Here is a 25,091-nt window from a genome sequence, read left to right on the forward strand (position 1 = left end):
ACCTCCGGGTGGGCGCCCCTCGCGTCTCCGGAGGGTTCAGGAGAGCAAGCGGTCGCGGAAGAGCTGCAGCACCTGGTCCAGGGCGGCGCGGGTCGGATGGCCCGGCTCGTCCACCAGGTCCTCGGTGAGCACCGAGTGCGCCATTCCGCCCGGCTGTGAACCGTTCGGCACCGACGAGGACGGAATCTCCACCCCTACGAACCCGTCGCCGAGCTCACGCCGCAGCCGGGCGAATCGCTCGGCCGGCACGAACTTGTCGTCGGTGAACCGCAGCCCGAGCACGCAGAGGCCCTCGTCGGCGCAGCGCTCCTTCACGCGTGCCAGCGACGCGGTGTCCAGCCCGACGTCCGCCTTTCGGGCGGCACCGACGGCGAACGGCAGCGACGGCTGGGCGAGCACCGGGGCGAGCATCCGCCGGTCCACCGCCATCGCTAGGGCGAACCCGCCGGTGAAGCACATCCCGACCGCCCCGACGCCGGGACCACCGCACTCCTCGTGGGCCTGCTTCGCCAGCGCACGCAGCCAGGCCGTCACCGGCGACGCCTTCCCGCGGGCGAACATCGTGAACTCGCGGGAGACGCAGACGTTCCGCATCGCGGTGCGCACCGCCTTGCCGTCGATCTCACGGCCGGGGATCCCGAACAGCGAGGGCAGGAACACCGTGCAGCCGAGGTCGGACACCCGCCGCGCGAACGCGATCACCTTCGGCGTGATGCCGGGTATCTCGGAGATCACGATGACGGCGGGGCCGGTGCCTGTCCGATACACCGGATGGGTCGTCCGGTGGTGGGTGAAGTCGAACTGGGTGAATCCCTCGATCGTCCGCGCCATGGGGAAAGCCTAGGGGGCGTCCGACCTCACGACGTCTGGTTCCTCGTCGACGGTGGCGCGCGGATCGTCGTCCCGATGTGCGTAGTTGCGGGCGAGGAGCCCGTACCCGACGAGGAACATCCCCGCGAACAGGTACCACTGAACGGCGTAGGCCAGGTGCGGGCCCTCATCGAGGTCGTCGGGCGCAGGCAGGGCCGACAGGGCCGGCAGTGATGCGTCGTCTTTGGCCGCGGGTTGCTGGGAGACCAGCTCGACGAACGCGTCGTAGGCCGGCTCGCCGTCGGCCCGCAGGACCTCCGGTGTGATCCGCGTGATCAGGTTCCGCCCGCTGACCTGCACCGCGCCGGTCGATCCGCTCTCCGGCTCCCGGACGCGGCCCACGACGCTGACCGTGCCGCCCGGTGCCGCGCTGTAGGTGGGGAGCTGCGTCGCGCCGCCCGAGGTCGCGGCCACCCAGCCACGGACCACCCACAGCACCGGGCCGTCGGTCGTCCGCAGAGGAGTCAGCACGTAGTAGCCCAGCGTGTTGTCCTGGGTGCGGTTGCGGACCAGCACCTCACCGGCGGTGTCGTACTGCCCGCTCGCCTCGACCCGGGCGTACTCGCGTCGGTCACCGGGGTCCGAGGCCGTGCTGAGTGCCTGGTCGGCCGGGACCGGCGGGGCGCTGCGAGCCGCCGTGATCGCCGCGTTGATCGTGCGCTTCTGGTCGAGCCGGTCGAGCTGCCAGTGCGCCAACCGTACGCAGACCACAGCGGCCACGACACAGAGCAGGAACGAGGCAACCCACTTCGGGCTCAGCAGGAAGCGGTACACGATCCGACGCTACTCCGCCGGAGCGCGACGGTCAGACATAGGTCTCTACCCAGCGTAGAAGTTCCTGGAGATACCGCTCCCGCACCGGTTCGGCGGAGAGCGCCAGGTCGTGCACACCGTTCTCGATCCGGACCAGCGTCACCTGTCGGCCCAGCCGGTGCGCCCGGCTCGCGATGTGCTCGACGTCGAGCACGGCGTCGGTCCGCAGCACCGACTCGTCCCAGCGCGGCGACCGGAACGTCGATGTGGAGCAGGCGACGAAGATCGGGACCTCGATCGCGAGACCGGCCTCGATCCGGCGGTGGCCGTTGCGGATCGCTCGCAGCCACCCGGCGTGGATCTGGACCCCGGACAGCGGCTTCCAGGCCAGGTCGTAGTCCCACTCGCCGGCGTGGTCGCGGTGCAGGCTGCGCCCGTAGAAGTTCGACGACGGCGCCGGCATGACCTGATACGGCCGGATCGCGCCCACCTTGGTCGCGAACCTGTCGATCGCGTTCCGAACCAGCCACGGCTGGTTCATGTCGAAGAACGGGCTGTTCAACGCCAGCCCGTCGACGAGTCGCTCGGTGCGGTGGCGGTGCACCCAGAGCGGCGTGATCAGGCCGCCGGTGGAGTGGGCGTGGACGAGCACGGTGTCGTGCTCGTCCTGCTCCCGGATGACCCGAACGGCGGTGTCCAGGTCGGCGTAGTACTCGCTCAAGCTGCGGCAGAAGTACGGCGTCTGGTGCGGGCGCAGGCTACGGCCGTACTTGCGCAGGTCGATCGCGTAGAAGTCGAACCCCGCCTCGACCAGCCGGTCGGCCAGGTGGGTCTGGAAGAAGTAGTCGACGAAGCCGTGAACGTGGAGCACGGCCCGCCCGGTGGGCTGGTCGGCACGGCGGCGGACCAGGGTGGCGACGACCTCACCTTGATCGTCGCGGCCGAGTGGGATCGTGCATTGTTCGTAGGGTGCGCCCAGGACGTCGGTCGTCCAGGTGTACGCCGTGGTCGCCGTGGTCATGCCCGAAGGTTAACGCCCGTCGCGGGAGCCCCGGGTGTGGCGTTGGCGGCACGGTCCGCGGCGTCCTCGGCGGGCGCCCGAGGAGTTGGGCGCTACGCCCTCGAACCCGGGACGCCGGGCGCGGCACCGTGATCTCCGGTTAGCCCCGCCGTCGGGGCGGGCGCCCCGGCGACCGGGGCCGGAGATGAGAGCAGGAAGCGCACGATGAGTACGTACACAAGTCACGCGTCAACGCCGCCGCGCGAGCAGCGCCAGAGCGTCGGCAACAGCACGGCATGGGCCGTGACCGGTCTCGTCGCCGGTGTCACCGGTCTGGCGGCGATCGTGCTCAGCCTGGAGATCGACGCCGCGTACCGACCGGAGACCATCGGCAAGCCCGAGAAGGTCGTCGAGGCGCTGGCGGACCAGACGCCGATCATCCTGGCGACCCACACGCTCGGCCTCCTCACCACGGTGCTGCTCGTCGTGTTCGGAGCCGGTCTGAAGCGGCGGCTGGAGGCGCAGGCGCCGGTCGGCAGCCTGCTGCCCGCGGTGGCCGCCTCCGGGCTCGGGCTGGTCTCCGTCGCCCTGCTGCTCGGCACCGGTCTGACGACGGAGTTCGTGTTCGGCGTCCACGCCCCGAAGGGCGAGCTCGTGCCGGAGAGCGCCGACTTCTACGCCCACTGGATCGCCACGATCCCGTGGCTGTGGATGGGCGCGGGCCTCGCCGGCGTCGCGGTGGCCGTGGCTGCGCTGCGGCACTCGGCCGCGCCGCGCTGGATCGGCTGGGTGGGCGCGGTGCTCGGTGGGCTCACGCTGCTCGTCGGCATCTCGCCGGTGCAGTACATGGCCGGTTTCACCGGCCCGATCTGGCTGCTCGTCACCGCGCTCGGGTTCCTGCTCGCCGATCGGCGCCGCGCCTGACCCGCGCCGGGCGGTAGTACGAGCTGACCCACCGCGGCGCATTCCTCCCGCGCCGCGGCGGGTCCTGGATCGCCGGTCGGATGCGTCTCCCCCGTGGCGCGTCCGACCGGCCACTTCGCCTCGTCGAACGGTCTGATTCCTGACTTCGCGCCGGGCTTGCCGACCGTAAAGTCGGCGAGCACATGAAGCGAACGACCACCTCTCCGCAGAGCGCTCCCACCAGCCACAACGGCGGTGCGGGCGCTTTCGCCGTGCCGCCGGACGGCGCACCGACGCGGCCGGTGCAGGCCGCGGCCACGCAGCTCGCGGCGGCACCCGGCCGCCCTAACGGCGGCGCGGCGGCACCTGGCCGCCTGAACGGCGGCGCGGCGGCGCCCGGTCGCCCGAACGACGGCGCGGCGGCGTCGGGCCTCCCCGCGACCCCGCCGAACGACGGCCTGCCGCGGACCGCTGCGACGATCGCGGTCGTCTCCTGGTTGATCACCGGCGTCGCGATCGTCGTGCTGATCGCGTCCCGGCCACCGGTCACCGACAACCTCTGGTTCTTCCTGGTCGACGTCGCCGTGGCCGCCATCTACGGCACGGTGGCCGGGTTGACGCTCTCCCGGCGTCGGCACCCGGTGCCGTGGCTGGTCGCCGTGATGGCGATCGGCGGAGCGCTGGCCGCGTTCGGCTACGCGTACGAATCGCTCGCCGAGCATCGGCCGTTACCGGCGATGGCGGTCCTGAGCTACCTGCAGACCCTCGCCTGGGTACCGGGAACGCTCGCCAGCTTCCTGGTCGTGCCGTGGCTGATCCGGGACCACCGGCTCGGCTGGACGGCGCGAGCCGGCATCGTCGCCGGGGCGCTCGCGACCGCCGGGTTCGTCGGTGTGCAGCTGCTGAACATGCTGGTGCCGTTCATGGCGGCCGCTGCCGTGGTCGTGACCGTCGGCCTGGTGACCGCGGCCGAGGTCACCTGGCGGTGGCGGCGGGGGCCGGTGGACGAGCGCATCGGCCTGGGCTGGCTGGCCATCGGTACGGCGGTCATGGCGCTGTCGTTCCTCCCGCTGGCGCTCTACGGGCTGGTCGAGCTGCCGATCTGGGTGACGCCGGTGCTGCACCTGGTCGCGCAGGCGGTGTTCCCGGCGGCGATCCTCGTGTCGGTGCTGCGGCAGCGGATGTGGGGTCTCGACCTGGCGATCAGCCGGACCGTGCTGGGCGGCTTGCTCACGGTGGGCCTGGTCGTCCTCTACACGGCGGTGACCGCCGTACTCACGCGATTCCTGCCGGGCGACGGCATCGCGCAGATCGTGGCGGCCGCGGTGGTCGCGGTGGCGGTGCAGCCCTCCCGCCTCTGGCTGCAGCGCTACGTCCGCCGCCTGGTCTACGGTGACGCCGCCGAGCCGGAGCGGGCCGTCCGCCGCCTGGGCCGGCACCTCGGTGGTGCGCAGAGCGCCGAGGAACTGCTCAGCGGACTGGTCGAGAGCGTCGGGCACGCACTGCGTCTGGAGTCGGTGACTCTCGAGGTCGAGGGTGTGCGCGCCGCCGCGTGGGGGATTCCGACGTCACCCGCGACCGTTGTGCCGCTGCGGCACCGCGGTGACGAGGTCGGCGTGCTCGGGGTGACGGCGCCGCCGGGGGAGGCACTCGACGCTCGCGCGCTGCGCTCGCTCGACGAACTCGTCTCGGTCGTCGCGGCCGGCGTCGTGCTGGCCCGCGCGTCCCAAGACTTGGCGGACGCCCGGCAGCGGCTGACGTCGGTCCGGCTGGAGGAGCGGCGGGTCATCCGGCGCGAGCTGCACGACGGGCTCGGGCCGTCGCTCGCCGGCATCCGGCTCGGACTGCAAGGCGCTCAGAACCTGATCGGCCGCGATCCGCACGCCGCAGGCACGTTGCTCGCCGCGCTCCAGGACGAGCTGGACGGCCGCGTGAACGACGTCCGGACGCTCTCCCGCAGCCTGCTGCCGCCGATCCTCGACGAACTGGGCTTGGAGCCGGCGCTGGTCGAGCTCTCCGCACGCCACCGCGAGGGCGGCCTCGACGTGCGGGTGCGGTGCGACGGCACCGAAGGGCTCGTACCGCACCTGGCCACCGCCGTCTACGGCATCGTGGTGGAGGCCGTCATGAACGTCGCCCGTCACGCCGGGGCGTCGCGGTGTGACGTCGAGGTAGCCGTCGGCGAGTTGCCGGACGTCGCCCAGCAGGGTGTTTGGGTGGTCGTCGAAGACGACGGGACCGGGTTCCGGGCGGATGCGGTCGCCGGTGTCGGCACCCAGTCGATGCGGGAGCGGGCCGAGGAGCAGGGCGGAGCACTGGAGATCGGACCGGCCGCGGCCGGGGGCACCCGAGTGGCGGCGGTCCTGCCGATGGTGCCGCAGTGACGCTCCGGGTCGCGGTCGTCGACGACCATCCGGTGTTCAGGTTGGGGATGGTCGCGCTGCTCAGCAGCCTCGACGGGGTGGACGTGGTGGCGCAGGCCGCGTCCCGCGCCGAGGCGCTCGCCACGATCGGGCCGGACGCGGACGTGGTGATCATGGACCTGCACCTGGGCGCGGACTCCGGTGTCGAGACCACCCGGGAGCTGCTGCGGCGGCTTCCGGAGGCCCGGGTGCTCGTCGTGACGATGCTGGAGGACGACGAGTCGGTGGTCGCCTCGGTGCGGGCCGGTGCGCGTGGTTACCTGCTGAAGGGCGCGACGCCGACCGAGGTCGAGCGGGCGGTACGGGCGGTCGCGAACGGCGAGGTGATCCTGGGACCGCAGGTGGCGGCCCGGGCGATGAACTACCTGTCCGGGGCGCGGACCACCGGGCCGGTGCCGTTTCCCGAGCTCACCGACCGGGAGCGGGAGGTCCTCGACCTGGTCGCGCGGGGGTACGACAACACGACGATCTCGCGTCGGCTGGTGCTGAGCCCCAAGACGGTGCGGAACCACGTGGCGAACGTGCTGACGAAGCTCGGTGTGCCGAACCGTTCCGAAGCCCTGGTTCTTGCCAGGGAACGAGGATTGGGGGCGGCCACCTGAGTGTCAGCGTCTCGGGCTGGGGTAACCGGGAGTAACGGTTGCCGGGCGCTGGGGGTGTCTGATGTTCTTCGCCGACCGGACGGAAGCAGGCCGGGCGTTGGCCACTGCGGTGAGTGAGCACCTCGTCGACCATGGCGATGCGCACCACGTGCCGTTGGTCCTCGGGCTGCCGCGCGGTGGTGTTCCGATCGCGCGTGCGGTGGCCGCCGCGGTCCACGGTGAGCTGGACGTCGTGGTCGCGCGGAAAATCGGCGTGCCGTGGCACCGCGAGCTCGCCCTGGGCGCGGTGACCATCGACGGGCCCGCGCTGTTCGACCAAGGGCTACTCGGACAGGTCGGTCTCCGGCTGGAGGACCTCGACGCGGACGTCGAGCGGGAGCGGGCCGAGGCGCGCCGCCGCACCGAGCGGTACCGGACCGGGCGGTCGGCGCCGGTGGTGGCCGGGCGGACCGTGGTGGTCGTCGACGACGGGTTGGCGACCGGCGCGACCGCGCGGGCCGCGCTCCGGCGGGTGCGGGCCGAGAACCCGGGGCATCTCGTGTTCGCCGCGCCCGTCTGCGCGCCGCAGGCGGTGGCCATACTCCGCACCGAGACCGACGCGGTGGTGTGCGTGAGCGCGCCGCCGGAGTTCCGTGCGGTGGGGTTCCACTACCGAGACTTTCCGCAGCTCACCGACGAGCAGGTCGAAGAGGAGCTGCGCGTCGCCCGCCACGAGAGCGCCGCACTCCGCCTCTGAGCCCGGTGCTTCGGCGCGTGGGGTGGTTTTCGGGAAGACAACCTCGGCGCGGCGAGGTGGCGGGTGGTTTCCCGAAAGGCCACCTCCGGGGCGCCGCTGAGGGGTGGTCTTCCCGAAAAGTCGGGCCGGGGCTCGCAGGGGGTGGGTGCTCTTCCCGAAAAGGCGCCGCCCCCGTGCCCCGCGCACCGCGCCCCGTGCCCCGCGCACCGCGCCCCGTGCCCCGCGCCCCGCGCGCCCGCCCGCGCCCTCACGCACCGCGCACCGAGGGCTGCGCCGCGGGGCCGCGCGACTGCGTGCGCAGGGTGGGTCTTGCGTGACTCGTGTCTCGCGGGGTGGGTGCCCTTTGACGGCAGGCCACGCGGTGAGTCACAGTGTCGCCTGAGCGGAGGGCAGGAAGACCGGTGAGAATCCGGCGCGGTCCCGCCACTGTCACCGGGGAGCCGACCTCACCCAACGGTCACGGCCAGACACGGCTGGAAGGCCGAGGAAACGCGTCGATCCGGGAGCCAGGACACTGCGTCCGCTCCCTGCGAGCATGCTCGCAGGTCACCCACACGCGGGCGTGGACACCCGCGGGAAGGACCCTGGCATGCGCTCGTGCGTGACCGGCGGGTGACCCCGCCGTACCCGTTCTCCGCCGTCGTCGGCCTCGACGACCTCCGCCTGGCGTTGACGCTCAACGCCGTCTCGCCCGCCATCGGTGGCGTCCTGGCCCGGGGCGAGAAAGGCACCGCCAAATCCACCGTCGTCCGGGCGCTGCACGCGTTGCTGCCCGCGATCACGGTTGTTCCCGGGTGCCGGTTCGCCTGCGATCCGGCCGCCCCCGACCCGCTCTGCCCGGACGGGCCGCACGTCGACGTGGTCGCCGAGACCCGTCCGGCGCGGCTGGTCGAGCTGCCGGTCGGCGCGACCGAGGACCGGCTGGTGGGCGCGCTGGACCTGGAGCGCGCGCTCACCGAGGGCGTCCGCGCCTACCAGCCGGGTCTGCTCGCCGCCGCGCACCGGGGCGTCCTCTACGTCGACGAGGTGAACCTGCTCGCCGACCACCTGGTCGACACGCTCCTGGACGCGGCCGGGATGGGCAGCGCCTACGTCGAGCGGGACGGCGTCTCGGTGCGGCACGCCGCCCGGTTCCTGCTGGTCGGAACGATGAACCCGGAGGAGGGCGAGCTCCGCCCGCAGTTGCTCGACCGGTTCGGCCTCACCGTCGAGGTCACCGCCAGTCGAAAGCCGGCCGAGCGCGCGGAGGTCGTGCGGCGCCGGCTGGCCTATGAGGCCGATCCGGAGGGGTTCGCGGCGCGCTGGGCCGCCGCCGACACCGAGCTCGCGGCCCGCATCGTCGACGCCCGCGACCGGCTCTCGGCCGTCGAGCTGAGCGACGCCGCTCTGCGGCGGATCACCGCGGTGTGCGCCGCTTTCGACGTGGACGGGTTGCGCGCCGACCTGGTCACGGCCCGCACGGCGGTCGCGCTCGCGGCGTGGCACGGGCGGGACCACGTCACCGACGAGGACATCCGGCGGGCGGCGGAGTTGGCGTTGCCGCACCGCCGTCGCCGCAATCCGTTCGACGCGCCCGGCCTCGACCAGGACAAGCTCGACGAAGCGCTGCGCGAGGCCGCCGAGAACGACCCGGACGACGATCCGGACGACCCGGGCGACGGTGGCCCCGACGGCGGTGGCTCTGACGACGAGGGCCCTGACGACGGTGGCGGGAGCGACGGTGGCCCGGGTGACGGTGGCCCGGACGGCGGCGCCCCGGACGGTGGTGAGGGGGCGGACGGATCGAGCCCGCCACCTTCCGATACCGACGGCACCGCACCGGAAGCGCCGCCGGCCCCCGCGCCGCAGCCGCGCACCGCGCCCACCGGTGAGGCGCCGGACGGTGTCCCCGGGCTGCCCGGTGCGCCCGCCGAGCAACCAGCCGTGCGGGCGGCGTCCCCCTACCGGACGAGACTGCTCACGGTTCCGGGCATCGGCCGCAGTCAGTCCGACGCCACCGGCCGGCGCTCGGCCGCCGAGTCCCGCCGCGGCCGGGTGGTGCGCGCGACCCGCACGGACGGTCCGGTGACCGACGTCCACCTGACCGCGACGCTGCTGGCCGCGGCGCCGCACCAAAAGGCTCGTGGCCGTATCGCGGGGCTGCTCGTCGACCGCGCCGATCTGCGTCAGGCCGTCCGCCGCGGCCGGGAGTCCAACACGATCCTGTTCTGCGTCGACGCGTCCGGTTCGATGGCCGCTCGGCAGCGGATGACCGCGGTCAAGGGCGCGGTGCTCTCCCTGCTGCTCGACGCGTACCAGCGGCGCGACACCGTCGGGCTGGTCACGTTCCGGCGGGACGGCGCGACGCTCGCGCTGCCGCCCACCGGCAGCATCGAGGTGGCGGCCCGCCGCCTGGACGAGTTGCCCACCGGCGGACGCACGCCGCTCGCCGCCGGGCTGGCGAAGTCCGCCGAGGTGATCCGGCTGGAGCGGCGACGCAACCCGCACCGGCGCCCGCTGCTGGTCGTGGTGACCGACGGTCGTGCGACGCACGGCCGCGATGCCCGCGGGGAGGCTCGCCGCGCGGCGGCGCACCTCGCCGCGGAGGGGATCGCCGCGGTGGTGGTCGACTGCGAGCACGGCCCGATCCGTCTCGGACTGGCCCAGGAACTCGCCGTCCACCTCGGTGCCACCGCACTCCGGCTGGACGAGGTGTCCGCTGACGGACTGGCAATGATTGCGAGGGCTGCCTGATGCCACAGGGAAAACCAACCACTGTTCCGGCCGACGGCCTCACCACCCGGCAGCGTCGTCGCCGTCCGATCCTCGCCGTCCACACCGGGCCGGGGAAGGGCAAGTCCACCGCCGCGTTCGGCCTCGCGCTGCGCGCCTGGAACGCCGGCTGGCCGATCGGCGTCTTCCAGTTCGTGAAGAGCGCGAAATGGCGGGTGGGGGAGGAGGACGCCCTCACCGCGCTCGGCGAGTACCACGCGCAGACCGGCAAGGGTGCGCCCGTGACCTGGCACAAGATGGGTGAGGGCTGGTCCTGGATCCAGCGGCCGGGCACCGAGGCCGACCATGCACGGGACGCCGCCGAGGGCTGGGAGCAGATCAAACGGGACCTGGCGGCCGAGTCGTACGGGCTTTATGTCCTGGATGAGTTCACTTACCCCATGAAGTGGGGTTGGGTCGACGTCGATGATGTGGTGGAGACGCTGGGGAACCGCCCCGGCAGCCAACACGTCGTGATCACCGGCCGGAATGCCCACCCGTCCCTCCTCTCCGCTGCTGATCTGGTCACCGAGATGACCAAGGTCAAGCATCCGATGGACGCCGGGCAGAAGGGCCAGAAGGGAATCGAGTGGTGACCGTCGTCCCCCGCCTCGTCATCGCCGCCCCGGCGTCCGGCCACGGCAAGACCACCGTGACGACCGGTCTGCTCGCGGCCTACGCCTCGCGCGGGCTCCGCGTCAGCCCGCACAAGGTCGGCCCGGACTACATCGACCCGGGTTACCACGCGCTCGCGTCCGGGCGTCCCGGGCGCAACCTCGACCCGTACCTGGTCGGCCCGCACCTGGTCGGTCCGCTGTTCGCGCACGGTGCTGCCGGTGCGGACCTGGCGATCGTCGAGGGCGTGATGGGCCTCTACGACGGCGCGATCGGCCACGGCGACCTGGGATCGACCGCACAGGTCGCGGCCGCGCTGCGCGCGCCGGTCGTCCTGGTGGTCGACGCCGCCGCGCAGGGTCGGTCGGTGGCCGCGCTGGTCCACGGATTCCGCACCTACGAGCCGAGCGTCTGGCTCGGCGGGGTGATCCTCAACCGGGTCGGGTCCGACCGGCACGAGCAGATCCTCCGCGAGGCCTGCGAGGAGATCGGCACGCCGGTGTTCGGCGCGCTGCGGCGGCGGGACACGATCAAAACGCCCTCCCGGCACCTGGGACTGGTGCCGGTGGCCGAGCGCAGCCCGGAGGCGACCGAGGCGGTCGCGAAGATGGGCGCGGTCGTCGCCGAGAGCGTGGACCTGGACCGGCTGCTCTGGCTCGCGCGCTCGGCGCCGCCGGTCTCGGCTGACCCGTGGTCGCCGTCGGACGCGGTCGGCGGCGCGGTCTCGGGCCGACCGGTGATCGCGGTCGCGTCCGGTGCGGCGTTCACGTTCGGCTACGCGGAGACGGTCGAGCTGCTGGAGGCGACCGGTGCGGCGGTGGCGCGGTTCGACCCGCTGCACGACGAGGCCCTCCCGGAGGGGACTGCCGGTCTGGTCGTCGGCGGTGGGTTCCCGGAGGTGCACGCCGAGAAGCTGGCCGCCAACGAGCCGTTGAAGAAGGCGGTACGGGACCTGGCGGCGTCCGGCGCGCCGATCGCCGCCGAGTGCGCCGGCCTGCTCTGGCTGACGAAATCGCTGGACGGCAAGCCGATGTGCGGCGTGCTCGACGCCGAGGCGGGCATGACCCCGAACCTCACGCTCGGCTACCGCAGCGCGGTCGCGATCTCCGACTCGCAGCTGCTACCCGAGGGCACTCGCGTCCACGGCCACGTCTTCCACCGCACTCAGGTGGAGCCGCGCGCGGGCGTCCGGCCGGCGTGGCAGTGGCAGGGCCGTCCGCCCGAGGGGTTCGTGCAGGACGGCGTCCACGCGTCCTACCTGCACCTGCATTGGGCGGCGCACCCGGGTATCGCCAGGCGGCTGGTCGACGCGGCGGCCCGGCTGCAGCGCCGGACGGCGCCGGCCACTCCGGACGGGTCCGCCGTCGCCGTCGATCCGATTCCGACCTTGGTGGACGTCCCCCGCGAGACGCCGATGGCCGGTGGCACGACGGCGCCGGCCGCCGACGACACTCCGACCGCCGTGGTGGTGGGTGACGCCGCGCGGCCGACCGCCGGCGACGCACCGACCGCCGTGGTGGTGGGAGGCGGCGCACGGCCGGCGGCCGACGACACTCCGACCGCGGTGGTCGCCGTCGACGGAGCCGCGGTGACCTCCGCCCCGGCGGACGAGCGCGCGGAGGCGGACGAGCGCGCGGAGGCGGACGCTGCCGCGGCGAAAGCGCGCGCGGAGGCCGACGCTGCCGCGGCGAAGGCACGTGCGGAGGCGGACGCCGCCATCGTGAACGCACGATCGGAGGCCGGGGCCTCCGCACACGAGGGCGCGTCCGCCGAAGACGGCGCGGGCGGCCACGTCGCACCGGTGAAGGACGAAAACGCAGAAAAGGGAAGTTCGCCCCGCGTGTCGCAGACCGACGCTCCGGGGTCTGCGCCGGATCGCGACGGATCATGAGCTTTCAGCGGCGGGTGGTCGAGCCGGGCTGGGTGGGCCGGCCCCGACCGCCGGCGGAGGAGCGCGCATGAAGCTGATCGGCGTCGGGGTGGGCCCGGGCGACCCGGAGCTGGTCACGGTGAAGGCGGTGCGGATGATGCGCGCCGCCGACCGGGTCTACGTGCCGGTGCTGTCCGCCGACGAAACCGGCTACGCCGAGATCACCGTCCGGACGCACGTCGACCACGACCGGATCGAGCGGCTGATCTTCGCGCCGCCGGCCGCTCCGGACGAGCCCGACGCGGCGAGCGAGGCGGTGGCCCGGTACCTGCACGCGAAGGGACCCGGCGGTTCGGTGGTGTTCGCGACGATCGGCGACCCCAACGTCTACTCGGCGTTCACCACGCTGGCCCAGTCCGTGCGCGCGCTGCTCCCGGACGTCACGATCGAGACCGTTCCCGGCGTCACCGCGGCCCAAGACCTGGCTAGCCGCTCCCGGGTGCCGCTGGTCGAGGGCGGCGATCTGCTGACGCTGCTGCCGCTCGGCGCCGGGGTCGGTGGCCTCTCCGACGTGCTGGACCGTCCGGGCAGCGTCGTGGTCTACAAGAGCGGCCGACACCTGATCGGGGTCAAGGAGGCGGTCCGGCGGGCCGGACGCCTCCACGGCGCGCTGTACGGGGCGCGGCTCGGCCTGCCGGGAGAGGTGGTCCGTCCGCTGGCGTCCGCGGACGGCAACATCGCCCCGTACCTGTCATCGGTGCTGGTCCCGGCTCGCCGGAGCAGCCTCGTGCGGAGTGGGGCCCAGTGAGGACCGAGGGACTGTGAGTCGGTTAACGATGTACGTCGTGGGGGTCGGGGCGCGGCAGGGGGCGTCCGCCGCCGAGGTCGGTGCCCTGGTGGACCAGGCGCTCGCCGACGCGCGCATCCCCGCGCACGCGGTGGCGCACCTGGCGACGCTGGAGGCGAAGGGCACCGAGGCGGGTATCCGCACGGTGGCCGCCGACCGGGGTTGGCCGATCGTCATCTGGCCGGCGGCCCGGTTGTCGCAGGTGCTGGTGCCGACGCCGTCCGCGCTGGTGGGCGAGGTGGCCGGCACGGCGAGCGTCGCCGAGGCCGCGGCGCTGCTGGACGCGAGCGGACGGCCGACCGGCACGCTGATCGTCCCGAAGCGGACGTCCCCGACCGTGACCGTCGCGATCGCCCAGCACGGCGGCGGCTGAGCACCGTGCTTGATCTACGCCACCACGGAGACGCTGAGGTACGGGACGCAGGTCTTGTCGATCTCGCGGTGAACGTCCGTCCGGGACCGATGCCGGACTGGCTGGCCGACCCGGTGCGGGCCTCGTTGGACGCGCTCGCCGCCTACCCCGACCAGACGCGCGCCCGCGCGGCCGTCGCCGGGCGGCACCAGCGCCCGCCGGAGGAGGTCCTGCTCACCGCGGGCGCGGCTGAGGCGTTCGTACTGCTGGCGCGCGTGCTGCGCCCGCGGCGTCCGGTCGTGGTGCACCCGCAGTTCACCGAACCCGAGGCGGCGCTGCGTGCGGCCGGTCACCAGGTCGACCGGGCGCTGCTCGCCGCGGCCGACGGGTTCGTCCTCGATCCCGAGGCGGTGCCGGACGCCGCCGACCTGGTCGTGCTCGGCAACCCGACGAACCCCACGTCGGTGCTGCACCCCGCGGAGACCGTCGCGGCACTGGCCCGCCCCGGCCGGACGCTCGTCGTCGACGAGGCGTTCGCGGACACGGTCGCGGGGGAGCCTGCGTCGGTGGCGTCCCGTCGGGATCTGCCCGGCCTGGTCGTCGTCCGCAGCCTGACCAAGACCTGGGGGCTGGCCGGCCTCCGGGTCGGCTACCTGCTCGCCGAAGCCGCGACCATCGAGGCGCTGGCCGCCGCGCAGCCGCTCTGGGGCGTCTCCACGCCGGCGCTGGTCGCCGCCGAGGCCTGCAGCACCGATCTGGCCCGCCGGACCGCCGACGCCTACGCCGAGCAGCTCGCCGACGATCGCGCCCACCTGCTGGCCGGGCTGCGGGCACTGCCGTGGATCCGGGTCCACGGGGTAGCGGCGTCGTCCTTCGTCCTGGTCGAGACCGAGGGCGCCACCGCACTCCGGGAAGAGCTGCGCGCCCACGGCTGGGCGGTCCGCCGCGGTGACACGTTCCCCGGCCTGGGCCCCGACTGGCTCCGCATCGCAGTCCGTGATCGTGCGACCACCGACGCCTTCCTGTCCACCCTGCGCACGCTGCGGTAGCCGTGCGGGCGGATTTCGGGAAGGCCACCGCGCAGACCCGCATCCCGTGACATGCGCCGCCCGGATCCCGGACACGGGGTGGGGCGGCAACGGTCACTCAGCGAAGCAGTGCACGATTAACACAGGGCGACCGCCCAGCCTGGGAGGAAACCGATGAGCCTGTTGAACGAGACCCTCGCAGCGATCAACCCGGCCGACGCCGCGGCCGCCGCGCAGGCGCGCGACCGGCAGGCCCGGATGACGAAGCCGACCGGCTCCCTCGGCGTGCTCGAAGACCTGTCCGTGCAGCTGGCCGGGCTGGCCGGCGAGTGCCCGCCGCCGGTACCCGAGCCGGCCGCGGTCGCGGTGTTCGCTGGTGACCACGGTGTCCACGCCCAGAGCGTCACGCCGTGGCCGCAGGAGGTCACCGGCCAGATGGTGGCGAACTTCCTGGCGGGTGGGGCGGTCGTGAACGCGTTCGCCGCGCAGCTCGGGGCGTCGGTCACGGTCGTGGACGTCGGCGTCGGCACGGTGCTGCCGGTCGGAGAGGGCCCGCATGCCGGCGAGGGGCTGCTCGACCGGAACGTCCGGCGGGGCACCCGGGACATGACCGAAGAACCGGCGATGACCCGGGACGAGGCGCTCGCCGCGATCGAGGTCGGGATCACGGTCGCCCGCGACCTGGTGGCCGCGGGGAACCGGGCCCTGCTCACCGGCGACATGGGCATCGCGAACACCACCGCCTCGGCCGCGCTGACCGCCGCGTTCACCGGCGCGGACGCTGCCGCGGTGACGGGTGCCGGAACCGGTGTCGACGCGGAGACGCTGCGGCACAAGACCGACGTCGTCCGCCGCGCGCTGGCGCTGCACGGACTCGACGCGGCGCCGGCGTCTGCCCCGGTCGTCGACACGCCCGGCCGGGGGCTCGCCGGGCCCGGCGCGGCCGACCCGATCGGTGCGCTGGCCGCCGTCGGTGGCCTGGAGCACGCCGCGATCGCCGGGTTCGTTCTCGGGGCGGCCGCCGCGCGGGTGCCGGTCGTCCTCGATGGCGTGATCGCGGGCTCGGCGGCGCTCGTCGCGGCGTCGCTCGCCCCGGCCTGCCTGGACGCTGCGGTCGCCGGTCACCGCTCGACGGAGCCGGGGCACGGCGTCGCACTGGCGCACCTGGGGCTGACCCCGCTCGTCGACCTCTCGCTGCGGCTGGGTGAGGGCACCGGTGCGGTGCTCGCGCTGCCGCTGGTCCAGGCCTCGGTCCGCGCGCTGCGGGACGTGGCGACGTTCGACTCGGCTGGTGTGACGGAGAAGCAGTGACGTATCCGGTCGGGTTGCGGCTGACGGGACGACGGGTCCTGGTCGTCGGCGGTGGCACCGTGGCACAACGCCGGGTGTCCGGCCTGCTCGACGCCGGCGCGCAGATCGTCCTGGTGGCGCCGGAGGCGACGCCGGCGCTGGACGCGCTGGCCGCAGCCGGGCGCCTGCGCTGGGAGCGGCGTGGGTACGCCGAGGGCGACGTGGAGGGCGCGTGGTACGTGGTGGCCGCCACCGACGTACCCGAGGTGAACGCAACGGTCGCGGAGGCAGCGGAGCGGGCGCACACGTTCTGCGCCCGGGCCGACGACGGGAGCGACGCGTCGGCGTGGACGCCCGCGGTCGGGCGGCACGGCCAGTTGACCGTCGCCGTGCACGCCGACCGGGACCCGCGCCGGGCCGCACTGCTCCGGGACGCGGTGGTCGACCGGCTCTCCGACGGTTCGCTGGACGCCGCACCGCACCGCAATCGCGGCCCGGTGCCCGGCGTCGCGCTGGTCGGAGCCGGACCGGGGGATCCGGAGCTGATCACGGTCCGCGGCCGACGGTTGCTCTCCCAAGCCGACGTGGTGGTCGCCGACCGGCTCGCCCCGCAGCTACTGCTGGACGAGCTGCCGTCGCACGTCGAGGTCGTGGACGCGTCGAAGGTGCCGTACGGGCGGGCGATGGCCCAGGAGGCGATCAACGAGACGCTGGTGTCGCGGGCGAAGGCCGGGCAGTTCGTGGTGCGGCTCAAGGGCGGCGACCCGTTCGTGTTCGGCCGCGGCAGCGAGGAGCTGGAGGCCTGCCTGGCCGCCGGAGTGCCGGTGGAGGTGGTGCCGGGCGTGACGTCGGCGGTGTCGGTGCCGTCCGCCGCGTGGATCCCGGTGACGCACCGGGGAATCGCGCACGAGCTCGTGGTGGTGTCCGGACACGTCGCTCCGGAGGATCCGCGCTCGCTGGTCGACTGGGCTGCGTTGGCTCGGTTGCGCGGGACGCTGGTGATCCTGATGGGCGTGGAACGGTTGCCGGCGATCACCGCGGCTCTGATCGCGCACGGGCGCTCGGCCGACACCCCGGCCGCCGTGATCCAGGAGGGGACGACCGGCTCGCAGCGCCAGGTTGTGGCGACGCTCGGGACGGTGGCGGCGAACGCGCTCGCCGCCGGGCTGTCGCATCCGGCGATCTGTGTCGTGGGCGAGGTGGTCACGATCGCCGAGCGGTTGACCGCCCTGGCATCGGCGTTGCCGGCCGGAACGCGAACCTGACTGCCCAATAGTCCGGTTTGTTGTATTAGCTTTACTTTATCCTTTTCGCGTGGACATACTACGGGCGCACGACCTCGGCAGATGCCGTCGACGGCCCGGTGGTCCCGCGGATCGTTCCGCGCTCCCGGCGCCCTCATGACTACGTCGCTGGGCTCCCGCGGCGCCTCGAGCGTGTCCGGAGTGGAGCGAGCTGATCGGCCACGGCCGAGCGACGGTCGCCCGAAGGTCGGTGCTCTTCTCTCGTCTCTGGAAGGCAACCGATGACGAAATCTTCGAAGCTCCGCGCCGGCCTGGCCGCCGGTGTGATCGGAGCCGGTTTGGTGCTGACCGCTTCTCCGGCCGGCGCAGCCGTACCTGCCGCACCGGCGGTGGCGGCACCGGCCGAAGCCAGCGCGACAACTGCGTCCACGTCGAGATGGTGTCCGCACGGAGACCGGTGGTGCCAGCGGCATTCACGCTGGTGCTGGGACCGGCGTTGGCATCATGACCGGTGGCGCTGGGACCGGTCGTGTCACTGGCGGGACCGTGACCGCTGGGGCGGCGGCCACCACCACGACCGCTGGGGGGACGGCCACCGCCGGGACCGCTGGGACGGTGACCGGCACCGTGACCGCCGGGACGGCGACGGGCGCCGGGACCGCGGTCGGGATCGGGATGACGACCGCCGCGACTGGGACGGTCGTCGAGGCCGCGGATAAACGGATGGCTGCTCGCAATTCCGTATCGTTTACGCGTCCCGGTTCAAGTAGCCGGCGACAGTCCGTGCTACCCGTCTGAGCGCCACTGCCGACCATTTCTGGACACAATCAAGCCGCGCGCGAGTAGGGGCGTTTTACGTTGCTTTGTCCCTTTCGGCCGTGCATACTCTGAGGAGCACGAACTCACGGTCACGCTGCCGTCCAGTGTGGTGGTGGCCGTTGGGTAGATCGCTCACCCAGTGCGGAAATCCCCGGTCAGAGGCCGGCCTCGGGTGTTCCCGGCATGCTGGCGATAGTCGCTCTTCGATCAGGGAGACCTAACTCCGGAATTCGATCGGGACCGTCGCTCGATGTGCTTTACATCCGTTTTCCGCGCGCACTCTGATAATTGCCATCCAGTCGAAAGGAGGTCTTTCGCCTTGTCTTCCAAGTTCATTCGTGGAGTCATTCTCGCAGGCGTCGCGACCACCAGTTTTGCCAGCGCGGCTGCCCCCGCGTCGGCCGCCGCGCCGAACACCGCTCCGGTGCAGAAGAAGGCCGAAATCGTCATCATCTGTAACGGGATTGATGCGATCCTCGGATGTGAGTACCCGGACTACCTGGACTACCCCTTCGCCGGTCACCGGTACTGGGGTGGCGATTACTACTTCTACGGTCGTCCCGGCTTCTTCTGGGGACGTGACCGCTGGGGTTGGGGTCACCACCACCACCGCCACTGGCGGCACCACCGCCACCACAACTGGCGCTGATCCTCGACGGCTCAGCCGTCGCTCACGCGTAGGCGTGACGCCGTAACTTCGGGACTAGGCCGGGCCGCCACCCGGGCTCCCACAGGTACGGCACCAACCTGCCCTGCTCCGCCGCCCGCGGAGCAGGGCAGTCGGCTTTGCCGGAGCCGTGGTCACCGTGGCGGCCCGCTGCCGGCCGGCACGGATCAGGTGCCGACGTGCAGGCGACGCTCCTCCGCCAGCAACGCGAACGCCCCGACGATCTGCTCGGGATCGTCCACTCGGTACTCGGCGGCGGTCTCACCCGGACCGACCTTGACGCCGACGTCCCCGGCGCGCAGCACGGCGAACGCCTTCTCGTCGGTCACGTCGTCGCCCGCGAACAGCACCGCGTCCGCGCCGGTTCGTTCCCGCAGGACGTCGAGCGCCGTGCCCTTGCTGGTCTTCACGACGGCCAGTTCCAGCACTTTCTTGCCGGCGGTCGAGTGCACACCCGGCCAGCTTCCCGGCCCGTCCGTAACGCCCGCGAGTAGCTTCTCCCCGGCGTCCGGATCGGCGTTGCGGATGTGTACCGCGACGCTCGCGATCTTCTCCTCGAGGGCCGCGCCGGGCACCGCCGCGACCATCGGTCGCAGTTCGTCGAGCAGTCGCGCGCGCAGTGCGGCGGCCTCCGGTGGAATTGCGAACCCGTCGTCGAATTCGACGCCGTGCGTTCCGACCAGCAGCGCCTCACCGCCCAGACCGGACAGTCGGGCGAGGTCGACGAGCGCGCGGCCGGAGAGCAGCGCGATCGAGGTGCGGGGGAGCGTCGCCAGCTCCTGGAGCGCGTCGATCGCGGCCGGCAGCGGGAACGCCTTCGCCGGGTCGTTGACGATCGGTGCCAGCACCCCGTCGTAGTCGGAGGCGACCAACAGCGTCCCGGTGGCCGCCAGTCGGCCGACCGCCGCGCGGAGGTCCGGAGGGAGAGCCACGGTCACGTTTCGATCCCCATCGCCGCGAGGAAGTCGGCGGCCCACCGCGACACGTCGTGCTCCGCGACCTGCTTGCGCATCCGACGCATCCGCCGCCGGGCGTCGGCGGGGTCGGCGTGGATCGCCTGGAGCAGCCGCTCCTTCACCCCGTCGACGTCGTGCGGATTGACCAGGTAGGCCTGCTTGAGTTCGGCTGCCGCTCCGGTGAACTCGCTCAGGATCAGCGTTCCGCCGTGGTCGACGCGGGCTGCGACGTACTCCTTGGCGACCAGGTTCATCCCGTCCCGCAACGGCGTCACGAGCATGACGTCCGCCGCGCGGTAGAACGCGGTCAGCTCCTCGCGGCTGAACGACTGGTGCAGGTAGTGCACGGCCGGCTGACCGACGTTCCCGTAGTCACCGTTGATCCGGCCGACCTGGAGCTCGATCTCGTCCCGGAGCACTTTGTAGTGTTCGACCCGCTCCCGGCTGGGAGTCGCGATCTGCACCAGCACCACCTCCGGCACCGTGACCGACCCGTCCTCCAGCAACTCGGAGAACGTCTTGAGCCGGATGCCGATGCCCTTGGTGTAGTCGAGCCGGTCGACGCCGAGCAAGATCGCCCTCGGGTTGCCCAGCTCGTCGCGGATCTCTGCGGCTCGCTTGGCGATCCGGTCCTCGCGGGCGATCGAGTCGATGCTGGTGAAGTCGATCGAGATCGGGAACGCCCGGGCCTGGACCGTCCGGCCCTCGAACTCGACCTCGCTACCGCGTGGCTTCAGGTCGACCAGCCGGCGGGCCAGCCGCAGGAAATTCGCGGCGCCGCCGGGCAGCTGGAACCCGATCAGGTCCGCGCCCAGTAGCCCGCGGACGACCTGCGTACGCCACGGCAGCTGCATGAACAGTTCCTGCGGCGGGAACGGGATGTGCAGGAAGAACCCGATCCGCAGGTCGGGACGCCGCTCGCGCAGCATCTGCGGAACCAGCTGGAGCTGGTAATCCTGCACCCACACCACCGAGCCGTCCGGTGCGGCCTCGGCCGCGGCGTCGGCGAATCGCCGGTTCACCGTGACATACGTGTCCCACCAGCTGCGGTGGTACTCCGGCTCGGCGATCACGTCGTGGTACAGCGGCCAGAGCGTCGCGTTCGAGAAGCCCTCGTAGTACGCGTCCACCTCGCGGGCCGACAGTGGGACCGGATGGATCTGGATGCCACTGGCCTCGAACGGCTCCGGCGCGTCTCCGGCGTCGCCCGACCAGCCGACCCACACCCCCTGGCGGCTGCGCATCACCGGCTCGAGCGCGGTGACCAGGCCTCCGGGGCTAGGACGCCAGTGGACGGAACCGTCGGGTCTCACCTCGCGATCGACGGGCAATCGGTTGGCGACGACGACGATCGAGCTGCGGTCCGACACGGGCGGAACCCCCTCGGGTTGTCCGTACGGCCGTCATCCTATCGGGCCTCCGACGAGGGCGAACCACCGCCACGGTCAAGACCGACCGGTCCGGACCATTCGGTGACGGTCCGTGCATGCCTGGCGTGACGAATGGGGATATACCCCGTAAAGAGAGGCCATTCCCTCTATCGATTCAGTTGGCGACCGACCTAACCCCCGGTTCGGGGGTTGGGGGGTTCTTCGCTTCCTGATCGTTACCTGTTTGATTCCCAACCATGTTGCGCCAGAGTTAAGAAAGCGCTTTCATCGCTCTACCGCCCGGGGGATTTCGAGGCGTAGCTCACAGGGCGGCCGGTGGAGCGGCCGTCGTGCGACACGCCATCCCTCGTTAAGAAGGAGGTTACAGACGATGGTGTTTGGTGTGCCGCGCAAACGAGTCGTAACACGGCTCGTCGCGTCGGTGGGAGCGGTGCTCCTCCTCGCAAGCTGCAGCGGCGGCGGCTCCGGGGCGGACAAGGACTCCGCCGAGTGCGAGCCCTACAAGAAGTGGGCGGTCGACGGCGACGCGACGGTGACGGCGTACTCGTCGATCCGTGACGTCGAAGCCGATCGGCTCGAGGAGTCCTGGAAGCAGTTCGAGGACTGCACGGGTATCACCATCGAGCACGAGGGCTCCGGTGAGTTCGAGGCTCAGCTGAACGTTCGCGTCGACGGTGGCAACGCGCCTGACCTGGCGTTCTTCCCCCAGCCCGGCCTGTTGGCCTCGCTGGCCAAGGAGGGCAAGGTCAAGCCGGCTCCGGCCGCGGTGAAGACCAGCGCGGACAAGAACTACTCGCCCGACTGGATCAAGTACGGCACGGTGGACGGCAAGTTCTACGCCGCGCCGCTGGGTGCCAACGTGAAGTCGTTCGTCTGGTACTCGCCGACGGCCTTCAAGGAGAAGAACTACACGGTCCCCACCACGTGGGCCGAGATGATCACCCTCTCCGACAAGATCGCCGCCTCCGGTGAGAAGCCGTGGTGCGCGGGTGTCGAGTCCGGTGACGCCACGGGCTGGCCGGCCACCGACTGGCTGGAGGACGTCCTGCTCCGCACCGGTACGCCGGAGGAGTACGACCAGTGGGTCAACCACCAGACCCCGTTCAACGCGCCGAACGTGGTGGAGGGCCTGGACCAGGTCGGCAAGATCCTGAAGAACCCGAAGTACGTCAACGGTGGCTACGGCGACCCGAAGAGCATCGTGACCACCTCGTTCCAGGAGGGTGGCCTGCCCATCCTGGAGAAGAAGTGCTCGATGCACCGTCAGGCCTCCTTCTACGGCAACCAGTGGCCGGAAGGCACCACGGTCGCCGAGGACGGTGACGTCTTCGCGTTCTACCTGCCGCCGGTCGACGCGGCGAAGGGCAAGCCGGTGCTCGGTGCCGGTGAGTTCGTCGGTGCCTTCGCCGACCGTCCCGAGGTGCAGGCGGTGCAGGAGTACCTCTCCACGCCGGAGTGGGCCAACAGCCGCGCCAAGATCGGCGAGGGTGGCTGGATCAGCGCCAACAAGGGTCTCGACAAGGCCAACCTGAAGAGCCCGATCGACGTTCTGTCGGTGGAGCTGCTCCAGGACCCGAAGACGGTCTTCCGTTTCGACGGTTCGGACCAGATGCCGGGTTCGGTCGGTGCCGGTTCGTTCTGGAAGGCGATGGTCGCCTGGCTGAACGGTGGCAGCACGAAGTCCGCGCTCGACTCGGTCGAGAAGAGCTGGAAGTGATCCACGGGGTCGGCTGACGCCGACCGGCCCGGGGGGTGTACAAACACCTCCCGGGCTCCCGGCTGTCCTCGATAAGGGGGCCGTCATTCAGCGGTGGCACGACCCGACCGGGCGTGCGCGCCGGAGAAACCCTGAGCGGGTCGGATGCCCGGCGGTGTCCCACGGTCCTCGTGGGCAGCCGGGCATCCGGCATCGGAAGGAGTGGGCCGTGGATTTCGTCGACTGGGGCCCGAAAATTTTCAACGCCCTGCTGGCCGTCGCCGTATTCGGTGGGGTCGTCGGGTTGCTCCTGATCGTGGTCGATCGCGCTCCCAAGCGCGGCCACGAGAAGTACCAGCTGGCAGTGTTCCTGCTGCCGGCTTTGTTCATGCTCGGCGTCGGGCTGCTGATCCCGGCGGTGCGTACGACGATCCTGTCGTTCACCAACGCTGCCGGTGACTTCGTCGGGTTCGACAACTACACGTGGATGTTCACCGAGGACGAAGCCCTCGTGACGATCCGCAACACGGTCATCTGGACCGTGCTGACGCCGATCCTGGCGACCGGCATCGGCCTGATCTACGCGATCCTGATCGACAAGGCCAAGACCGAGTCGGTCTCGAAGACGCTGATGTTCATGCCGATGGCGATCTCGTTCGTCGGCGCCGGCATCATCTGGAAGTTCATGTACGCCTACCGGGGCGGCGACAACGAACAGATCGGCCTCGTCAACCAGATGATCGTGTGGTTCGGCGGCGAGCCCAAGTCGTTGCTGCTCGACCCGCCGCTCAACACGCTGCTGCTGATCGTCGTCATGGTCTGGATCCAGGCCGGCTTCGCGATGGTCGTGCTGTCAGCGGCGATCAAGGGCATCCCGGCGGACATCGTCGAGGCAGCCCGGATCGACGGGGCGAACGCCTGGAGCATGTTCTGGCAGGTCACGATGCCCTCGATCCGGGGATCGCTGATCGTCGTTCTCTCGACGATCACGATCTCGGTGCTGAAGGTCTTCGACATCGTCCGGACGATGACCGCAGGCAACTTCGACACCAGCGTGATCGCGAACGAGATGTACACGCAGGCGTTCCGGTTCCGGGAGCCCGGACGTGGCGCCGCGCTCGCGGTGCTCCTGTTCGTCCTGGTCATCCCGCTGGTGGTCTACCAGATCCGGGTTCTGCGGCAGCGGGAGGAGACCCGATGAGCACAGTTGCTGCTGCGTCCACTACCCAGACGCCGCCGGTGGCGGTCGTCGACACGATGTCCGGCCGGGTGAAGAAGCGGCTGACGTCGCGGACCGCGACGGTCGTCTCGCTGCTGATCGCGGTGCTGTGGACGATTCCGACGTTCGGGCTGCTGCTCTCGTCGTTCCGTCCGGAGCGGGAGATCAAGACGACCGGCTGGTGGACGGCGTTCACCAACCCGTCGTTCACGCTGGAGAACTACGAGAACGTCCTGTTCGGGACGTCGTCCACCCAGCTGCTCAGCTACTTCGTCAACTCGATCGTGATCGCCGTCCCGGCGACGATCTTCGCGTTGACGCTGGCGGCCCTGGCCGCGTACGCGTTGGCCTGGATCGATTTCAAGGGCCGCAACTGGGTGTTCATCGGCATCTTCGCGCTGCAGATCGTGCCGCTGCAGATGGCGCTGATCCCGCTGCTCCAGCTGTTCTCGAACGGCGCGCACATCGGCAGCATCACGATCGTCCCGGACCTGAACCTGACCGGTTCGTTCGTGACGGTCTGGCTGGCGCACACCGCGTTCGGTCTGCCGCTCGGCGTGTTCCTGCTGCACAACTTCATCTCCGAGATCCCCAAGGAGATGGTGGAGGCGGCACGGGTGGACGGTGCCGGGCACGGCGCGATCTTCCGGAAGCTGATGCTGCCGCTGATCACGCCCGCGCTGGCGTCGTTCGGCATCTTCGAGTTCCTCTGGATCTGGAACGACCTGCTGGTCGCTCTGACGTTCACCGGAGGAACGAAGGACGTCGCACCGCTCACCGTGCGATTGGCGGAGATGGCGGGTTCACGTGGTGACCGATGGGAACGGCTCACCGCGGGTGCGTTCGTCTCGCTGATCATCCCGCTGATCGTCTTCCTGTCGTTGCAGAAGTACTTCGTCCGCGGTCTGTTGGCGGGTGGCCTGAAGGGTTAGCACCCTTTCCGATCGAGGCGCCGGGCCCCACCCCTTCGGGCCCGGCGCTTCGTCGTCGGTAAGGCGCACGGCGCGGATTTCGCAGCACGCTCCCACACCTGGGAGGATGGAAGGACGTACGCGATCT

At 71.6% G+C, this 25,091-nt stretch carries 19 protein-coding genes, 2 pseudogenes and 1 riboswitch; of the genes and pseudogenes, 16 read left to right on the forward strand and 5 right to left on the reverse strand.

The genetic code is table 11. The annotated features are described in order from the left end of the window. Positions 1-36: 36 nt before the first annotated feature. From ABEB28_RS29660 to ABEB28_RS29670, 3 genes are read right to left on the reverse strand one after another with little or no spacing between them, the layout of a single operon-like run. Positions 37-831, reverse strand: coding sequence for a dienelactone hydrolase family protein (locus ABEB28_RS29660; RefSeq protein ID WP_345731540.1), 795 nt, complete (start codon positions 829-831; stop codon positions 37-39). Positions 832-840: 9 nt separating this feature from the next. After that, positions 841-1,644 (reverse strand): SURF1 family cytochrome oxidase biogenesis protein, encoded by an 804-nt coding sequence (locus ABEB28_RS29665; RefSeq protein WP_345731541.1) that lies wholly within the window; start codon positions 1,642-1,644, stop codon positions 841-843. 31 nt (positions 1,645-1,675) lie between these two features. Beyond that, on the reverse strand, positions 1,676-2,644 hold the full coding sequence (locus tag ABEB28_RS29670) for an alpha/beta hydrolase (RefSeq protein ID WP_345731542.1): 969 nt from the start codon (positions 2,642-2,644) through the stop codon (positions 1,676-1,678). 204 nt (positions 2,645-2,848) lie between these two features. Between ABEB28_RS29670 and ABEB28_RS29675 the strand changes: the two genes are divergently transcribed. From ABEB28_RS29675 to ABEB28_RS29735, 13 genes and pseudogenes are all read left to right on the forward strand, one after another. Beyond that, the gene (locus tag ABEB28_RS29675; RefSeq protein ID WP_345731543.1) at positions 2,849-3,547 is read left to right on the forward strand and encodes a hypothetical protein; all 699 of its coding nucleotides are present in this window, start codon (positions 2,849-2,851) and stop codon (positions 3,545-3,547) included. A gap of 182 nt (positions 3,548-3,729) precedes the next feature. Next, entirely contained in the window at positions 3,730-5,910 is a 2,181-nt protein-coding gene (locus tag ABEB28_RS29680) for a sensor histidine kinase (RefSeq protein WP_345731544.1), read from the forward strand. Continuing rightward, the gene (locus tag ABEB28_RS29685) at positions 5,907-6,551 is read left to right on the forward strand and encodes a response regulator (protein WP_345731545.1); all 645 of its coding nucleotides are present in this window, start codon (positions 5,907-5,909) and stop codon (positions 6,549-6,551) included. Before ABEB28_RS29680 ends, ABEB28_RS29685 begins: the two co-directional genes overlap by 4 nt. Positions 6,552-6,612: 61 nt before the next feature. Further along, complete coding sequence (locus ABEB28_RS29690) at positions 6,613-7,287, forward strand: phosphoribosyltransferase (RefSeq protein ID WP_345731546.1); 675 nt, start codon at positions 6,613-6,615, stop codon at positions 7,285-7,287. 390 nt (positions 7,288-7,677) lie between these two features. Next, positions 7,678-7,804: riboswitch (cobalamin riboswitch) on the forward strand. A gap of 95 nt (positions 7,805-7,899) precedes the next feature. Then, complete coding sequence (locus tag ABEB28_RS29695; RefSeq protein ID WP_345731656.1) at positions 7,900-10,020, forward strand: putative cobaltochelatase; 2,121 nt, start codon at positions 7,900-7,902, stop codon at positions 10,018-10,020. Further along, entirely contained in the window at positions 10,020-10,634 is a 615-nt protein-coding gene (cobO, locus tag ABEB28_RS29700) for a cob(I)yrinic acid a,c-diamide adenosyltransferase (protein WP_345731547.1), read from the forward strand. Before ABEB28_RS29695 ends, cobO begins: the two co-directional genes overlap by 1 nt. Next, positions 10,631-11,971, forward strand: a pseudogene (locus ABEB28_RS29705) (cobyrinic acid a,c-diamide synthase CobB); the annotation flags it as partial. The gene cobO and the pseudogene ABEB28_RS29705, both read left to right, overlap by 4 nt. Positions 11,972-12,611: 640 nt before the next feature. After that, positions 12,612-13,331 (forward strand): precorrin-2 C(20)-methyltransferase, encoded by a 720-nt coding sequence (gene cobI / locus ABEB28_RS29710; RefSeq protein WP_345731548.1) that lies wholly within the window; start codon positions 12,612-12,614, stop codon positions 13,329-13,331. A gap of 13 nt (positions 13,332-13,344) precedes the next feature. Continuing rightward, positions 13,345-13,743 (forward strand): cobalamin biosynthesis protein, encoded by a 399-nt coding sequence (locus ABEB28_RS29715; RefSeq protein ID WP_345731549.1) that lies wholly within the window; start codon positions 13,345-13,347, stop codon positions 13,741-13,743. Next, complete coding sequence (cobC, locus tag ABEB28_RS29720) at positions 13,740-14,771, forward strand: Rv2231c family histidinol phosphate aminotransferase CobC (RefSeq protein WP_345731657.1); 1,032 nt, start codon at positions 13,740-13,742, stop codon at positions 14,769-14,771. The genes ABEB28_RS29715 and cobC overlap by 4 nt, the downstream gene beginning before the upstream one ends. A gap of 132 nt (positions 14,772-14,903) precedes the next feature. After that, positions 14,904-16,061, forward strand: a pseudogene (cobT, locus tag ABEB28_RS29725) (nicotinate-nucleotide--dimethylbenzimidazole phosphoribosyltransferase); the annotation flags it as partial. Further along, positions 16,058-17,305 carry a uroporphyrinogen-III C-methyltransferase gene (cobA, locus tag ABEB28_RS29730; RefSeq protein WP_345731550.1) on the forward strand — a complete coding sequence of 416 codons (1,248 nt, stop codon included), beginning with the start codon at positions 16,058-16,060 and terminating at the stop codon, positions 17,303-17,305. The pseudogene cobT and the gene cobA, both read left to right, overlap by 4 nt. Before the next feature lie 1,117 nt (positions 17,306-18,422). Then, complete coding sequence (locus tag ABEB28_RS29735) at positions 18,423-18,752, forward strand: hypothetical protein (RefSeq protein ID WP_345731551.1); 330 nt, start codon at positions 18,423-18,425, stop codon at positions 18,750-18,752. 185 nt (positions 18,753-18,937) lie between these two features. On the opposite strand, the gene otsB is transcribed toward ABEB28_RS29735, so the two are convergent. Together otsB and ABEB28_RS29745 are read right to left on the reverse strand one after the other, a co-directional pair. Next, positions 18,938-19,708 (reverse strand): trehalose-phosphatase, encoded by a 771-nt coding sequence (gene otsB / locus ABEB28_RS29740; RefSeq protein WP_345731552.1) that lies wholly within the window; start codon positions 19,706-19,708, stop codon positions 18,938-18,940. Beyond that, positions 19,705-21,096 carry an alpha,alpha-trehalose-phosphate synthase (UDP-forming) gene (locus ABEB28_RS29745; protein WP_345731553.1) on the reverse strand — a complete coding sequence of 464 codons (1,392 nt, stop codon included), beginning with the start codon at positions 21,094-21,096 and terminating at the stop codon, positions 19,705-19,707. Before ABEB28_RS29745 ends, otsB begins: the two co-directional genes overlap by 4 nt. Positions 21,097-21,487: 391 nt before the next feature. Here ABEB28_RS29745 and ABEB28_RS29750 point away from each other — a divergent pair, with 391 nt between their 5' ends. From ABEB28_RS29750 to ABEB28_RS29760, 3 genes are all read left to right on the forward strand, one after another. Further along, positions 21,488-22,834: an ABC transporter substrate-binding protein gene (locus tag ABEB28_RS29750; RefSeq protein ID WP_345731554.1), complete on the forward strand. Its 1,347-nt coding sequence runs from the start codon at positions 21,488-21,490 to the stop codon at positions 22,832-22,834. Between the two features lie 208 nt (positions 22,835-23,042). Beyond that, positions 23,043-24,014 (forward strand): carbohydrate ABC transporter permease, encoded by a 972-nt coding sequence (locus tag ABEB28_RS29755; protein ID WP_345731555.1) that lies wholly within the window; start codon positions 23,043-23,045, stop codon positions 24,012-24,014. Further along, positions 24,011-24,964 carry a carbohydrate ABC transporter permease gene (locus ABEB28_RS29760; protein WP_376980957.1) on the forward strand — a complete coding sequence of 318 codons (954 nt, stop codon included), beginning with the start codon at positions 24,011-24,013 and terminating at the stop codon, positions 24,962-24,964. The genes ABEB28_RS29755 and ABEB28_RS29760 overlap by 4 nt, the downstream gene beginning before the upstream one ends. The last annotated feature ends 127 nt before the right edge of the window (positions 24,965-25,091 follow it).

Origin of the sequence: Cryptosporangium minutisporangium, from assembly GCF_039536245.1 — a bacterium.
Classification (GTDB): domain Bacteria; phylum Actinomycetota; class Actinomycetes; order Mycobacteriales; family Cryptosporangiaceae; genus Cryptosporangium; species Cryptosporangium minutisporangium.